General features: G+C 55.7%; 3 protein-coding genes. 1 reads left to right on the top strand and 2 read right to left on the bottom strand.

The window, feature by feature from the left end:
• On the bottom strand, positions 1 to 1,038 hold a 1,038-nt coding region (locus HY962_09220), incomplete at its 3' end, for a hypothetical protein (protein ID MBI5647105.1).
• 374 nt (positions 1,039 to 1,412) lie between these two features.
• Complete coding sequence (locus HY962_09215; GenBank protein ID MBI5647104.1) at positions 1,413 to 4,619, bottom strand: T9SS type A sorting domain-containing protein; 3,207 nt, start codon at positions 4,617 to 4,619, stop codon at positions 1,413 to 1,415.
• Between HY962_09215 and HY962_09210 the strand changes: the two genes are divergently transcribed.
• Entirely contained in the window at positions 4,609 to 4,860 is a 252-nt protein-coding gene (locus tag HY962_09210) for a hypothetical protein (GenBank protein MBI5647103.1), read from the top strand. The genes HY962_09215 and HY962_09210 overlap by 11 nt on opposite strands.
• Positions 4,861 to 5,020: the final 160 nt, after the last annotated feature.

Genomic DNA, 5,020 nt, shown 5'->3' with positions numbered 1-5,020 from the left:
GGGTCCGCACACACCGTTGGCCACGAGATCCGCCACAGCGGCCGCGAAGGTGGCGTAGTTCGGTGTTGCACCGCCGATGGTGAAGGTGCCGCTGAGAGCGGGTTTGAGATTTGCCTTGAGTGTATCGTTGAAGACGCCGGTGTCGGGCACGTTGTTGGGCATGTGTGTCCATGCCTTGAAGGGGTGATTGACACCCGCGGCGAAGTTCTTGCTGCCGAGTGTGATCGTGGTTTCGCTGAGCGGCGCAAGGTTGCCGCTCCACGAGTAGTCGCTCTCAGGTACGCCGTCGTAGGTCCACTTGATCGTGGTGCTGGTCAGGTTCTGCTTGCCGAAGTTCATCAGTTTGACCTGGATGTCGTAGTTGCCGGCGCAGAAGTTGACGGGCGACAAGAGCGCGGAAAGACCCGCGTCGTTAAAGTTCGGTGATGCGAGATCGAAACCGAAATCGGTGCGGGTCTGGCTCGAGCCGGCGACTGTTCCGCTGCAACCGGAGCCGCCATAGACACGGGTCAGATTTGGCGGTGATGAGTTCGAGAATGTCGAGATGGTGATTCCACCCGTTGTTGTTCCGTCGGAACAGACTTCGATGACGAGTGAATTTGCAGGGTTGTACGGGAAGGGCGTCTGGAGTTGGATCACAAACCAGTTGCCGGCATTCGTTGCTGGCACTGTATAACTCGCCTGGAAAAACGCCTGAGTCATACCGGTGTGCCATGTTGTCGGGTATGTCGTACCGCTCAATTGGCCGAGGGAAATTTTCAGGTTGGTATACGTCGTGAGCGGTTGGTTCGAGGCCGTATAGACTCGGAAATACACATGCGTGATGTTACCCGCGTACGCACCGGTAAACTGGCCCGGCATATAAAAACCCTGCCAGCGGGAGAAAGACGACATTGAGCCGTTCGGATTGAACGGAATGGCGTTTCCACCCGTTCCGCCACTGACGGAATACGAGGGGGTCTGTGCAAGTAACTGCGTGGTTGCGGCGATTAACAACACCAACGAGAAGAGGGCTGCAAAATTCAGCCTTCTGCTCATGGGAATAGCGGTACCTCTCCTCTCCATGTGTCCTCCGGAAATGGGTTTGTGATATCGACAAAACGCGTCTAACAAAAATCCACAATGGACTTTTATCCGGACTCGTATAGTTCTGCGGACGATCACAAAGAGCGGATCGAAATCACCACGGATACGAATATCGGGAAGTGAGAATGATATTCGCAAATCATTGATTTCAGCAACTTAGCGGACTTAACAGTCGGAAATAGAAGTACACCCAATCCAATATAAAAAGCCGGGATCTTACGATCCCGGCCTGTGGCAAGAGCATCAGAAGAGATGCCCGAATGTCGCAATTCCATTACATCACTGACGACGAGCAACTGTTGCCAGGTATGGAGAAAACGGCAATGTTATTTCACGAGTGAGAGTTTGATCGACTTCGAGAAGTTTATGCCGCTCTCAATGCCCGTCATGGTGATCGTGGCGATGTACTGGCCGCTCTCGAGCGTCGCCGCATCGAAGGTTGCCGTGTGTACGCCCGCGTCCACCGAGCCGTTCACCAGCTTCGTGATCTCGCGGCCGAGCAGATCCGTGACGACGAGGCGCACTGTTGCACGCTCGGGCGCCGCAAAACGAATCGTGGTCGTCGGGTTGAACGGATTCGGATAGTTCTGATCCATGTCGAAGTTCTCGGGCGAGAAGCCGTTCGTTCCGCCCTTGGGCGTTCCGTGAGTCTTCATCCAGTTGAGCTTCATGGCCAGGTAGTCGAAGTTGTTGATCGCACCGCTGCCGTCGGTATCCATGTAACAACCGTCGGGCGTTTGCCAGGGCACTGCCACCTGTCCTTCCCACGTGTAGTAGGTGAAGGGGTTGGTGGCGAAGTCGACGCGGTAACGCGCCGGACCCTGCAGCCAGGTGGCGCGCAGGTTGGCATTCGAGATGTAGCGGTTGAGGGCGCTGCGGTCGCCGTAGTTGACGATGCCATCGTTGTTCACGTCACCCGGCCACACCACGCACGGAACCATACCCTGCGGAATAACAAGCAATACACCGGCACCGGCCGTGAAGTCGACGAAGTAGCCGCAAGAGTTGGGCATATTGTAAATGACTTCAGCCCGATATGTGTTTGGCGCGACAGTGCTGGGGATAGTGATCTGCGCGGTACCCGTGGCGGCCTGTCCGGCGAGCTTACTTCCCTGGAACTGCGACTGGAAGACCAGCGCGTTTGTTGTGACATCGTAGAGCTTCAGCGTACCGGTGAAGGTGAAGGCCGTCGCCGGGAAGTCGATGCTGTAATACACGTACACGGTGCCGGGGGCGTTGATGTACGAGAGCTTTGCACCGTTGGCATCACGCAATTCGTAGCTGACCTTGTTGCCGAGAATATAGCATGCCTCATCGGCACCGGCGTACGGAAGCACGCGCGGATCGTTGTCGATGTCGTTGGTCACCTGCGGGAGCAAGGTGGCTACAAGGCCCATGTCGTTCTGCGACGCGCCGGCGAGATGCAGGTCGCCCGTGGTGGGGCTTGCGAAGTTGACGATTTTAACTTTCGAGTTCATCTCGCGACCGCTTCCGAGCAGGGTCTGCATCGCGCCGATATTCGTGGCGTAGGACCCGCCGAGGTAGGCGAGATTGGTGCCCGTCGTGTAGTGGATGTTATAATCCATCGTCGTCTGCGCGACGTTGTCGAGGAAATAGTAACTCATCGCGCCGAGGGGATTGTAGAAGATGTTATTCCACGACTTGTTGTCGGTGCCGTAGTAAATCGTCAGGCCGCGCGAGGTTGTACTCGAGCTGTTGATGTACACCGTGTTGTGGAAGACGTTCGTGAAGGATCCGTAATACAGCCAGATACCGTACGACACGGACGCTCCACCGTCGAGCGCGATGAAGTTGTTTGCCACCAACGGTGCGGACGCGGCAGTGTTTGTCGCTCCATTGGTGTAAAGATACATGCCGTATTTGGTGCCCGTGGTTGTGAGGCCGATAAGTTTGTTGCCGGTGACCTGGTACGGCCCGTAGAAATAGTACAGGTAATACAGATAATTCGTCGAATAGGTCGACGTCATGTTCAACGTGTTGTTGCGGATGATCGGGGTGTTCTGGTAATACATTGAAAGGCCCATGTAGTACTGGCCCGTCATCATGTTGCCATCGAACAGCGTGTTTGTTTCGCCCGTGCCTGTGCCGTACCAGTACGCCGCATACGCGCCGCCTTCAATCGAGTTGCCGATGAAGCTGTTGTTGTTGTCAAGAGAGGGCGAGGGTGAATAAATGACGGCCTGATAGGTGGATGTGGTCGCCGAGGCGTAGCCCTTGAGCACGTTGTTGATGAAGCGGTTGTTATCGGATCCGCCCGCAAACTGCACGGCCGCCGCGTAGGTGGTTCCTGTCGATTGGATGGTCATGTCCCTGAACGTCACCCAGTCGGCACCACCCATGTTCACTGTTCCGAGATCACCGGTCCCCGTCGGCGCGTATTGCACAATGACCGAGGTCCTGTTACCGTTTTCGGATTTGAACGTTACGGTGTTTGTGTTAGAGGTCCCGGGAATTATTCCCAGATTCACCCGTTCGGTGTACGTACCCGGACGGACGTTGAATACAACGGGTCCGCAAACACCATTGGCGACAAGATCAGCCGCCGCCGCAGAAAAGGTAGCGTAATTTGGAGTTGCTCCTCCAATCGTGAATGTACCGCTGAGTGCAGGTTTGAGGTTTGCTTTCAGTGTATCGTTGAACACGCCCGTGTCGGGAACATTGTTCGGGAGTTGCGTCCAGACTTTCAGCGGGTGGTTGACGCCTGCTGCGAAGTTCTTGGTGCCAAGTGTCACAGTGGTTTCGCTGAGAGGCGCGAGGTTACCGCTCCACGAGTAGTCGCTCTCAGGTACACCGTCGTAGGTCCATTTGATTGTGGTGCTGGTCAGGTTCTGCTTGCCGAAGTTCATCAGCTTTACCTGGATGTCGTAGCTGCCGGCGCAGAAGTTGACTGGCGATACCAGGCCGAAAATACCGGCGTCGTTGAAGTTCGGAGAGGCGAGGTCGAAACCGAAGTTGTAACCCGCGCCGTCTGTGCCGCTGCCGGCAGTGCTGCTGCACGCAGGACCATAGATGCGGCGATACGGTGGCACCGTGGATGTTCCCGGATATCGCAGTCCGATACCTGTTCCACTGTAGCCCTCATGGCAGAAGATGACAATGAGCGACTGGGTGGGATTGTACGGGAAAGGCGTCTGCAGTGTTATTCCGAACCAGGAGTTCGCTCCGGGTACAGTTACAGGTGTGGATGCCGCATTGTACACCTGCGTCATGCCCGTCGTTGCATACGTCGTTGTACTGGTCCCGAATGTCCCGGTGGTTTGACCAAGCCAGATTTTCAAATTCGTGTACGTTGGAGAGACGGCTGCATCGCCCATCCAGTACACCTTGGTGATATTGCCTGCGTAGGCACCCGCGAATTCGCCCGCGAGGTAATGTTGTTCCACCTTCATCGACGATGTCGTGTTGAAGGGATACGCATTGGTGGTAGAATTCGCCGCCGTGTTGTAGAAGGCGGGTGTTTGCGCCAACGCCACTGTGCCGAAACATAGGAGCACCGCTATCATGGCGGCCATGCCTCGGCTTCGAGTGATGAATTGCAGAACCGTGCTTCTTGTAACCATCGCTCCTCCAAAAGATGAGATGAGAAAAAACGTGATGGAGAAAATCTCGAAGCGCCGTATTGCGGGATGCCCTTGCAGCCGGGATCAGACCGTCGATGCGGGTCGAAATTATATGTCGGCTGCAAAAATCGTGCATTTACCAGTACATAAACAAATGCCCTCGGTGAAATCCATCGGTGTGCATGTTTCATGAAGATCGGCCATGCAATAACAACGGGCGCGGCGAGAGCCGCGCCCGTTGCAGGGGAGAATATGAAAGCAACGGCCGGACCGTGGATTCCACGGCCGGCCGTGTCGCAGGTGTTATTTCACGAGCGAGAGTTTGATCGACTTCGAGAAACCGATGCCGCTCT

Source organism: Ignavibacteriota bacterium (genome assembly GCA_016218045.1).
Classification (GTDB): domain Bacteria; phylum Bacteroidota; class Ignavibacteria; order SZUA-365; family SZUA-365; genus JACRFB01.
The sequence above is the reverse complement of the archived record's forward strand: the minus strand, read 5'-3'. Positions and strand labels throughout refer to the sequence as shown.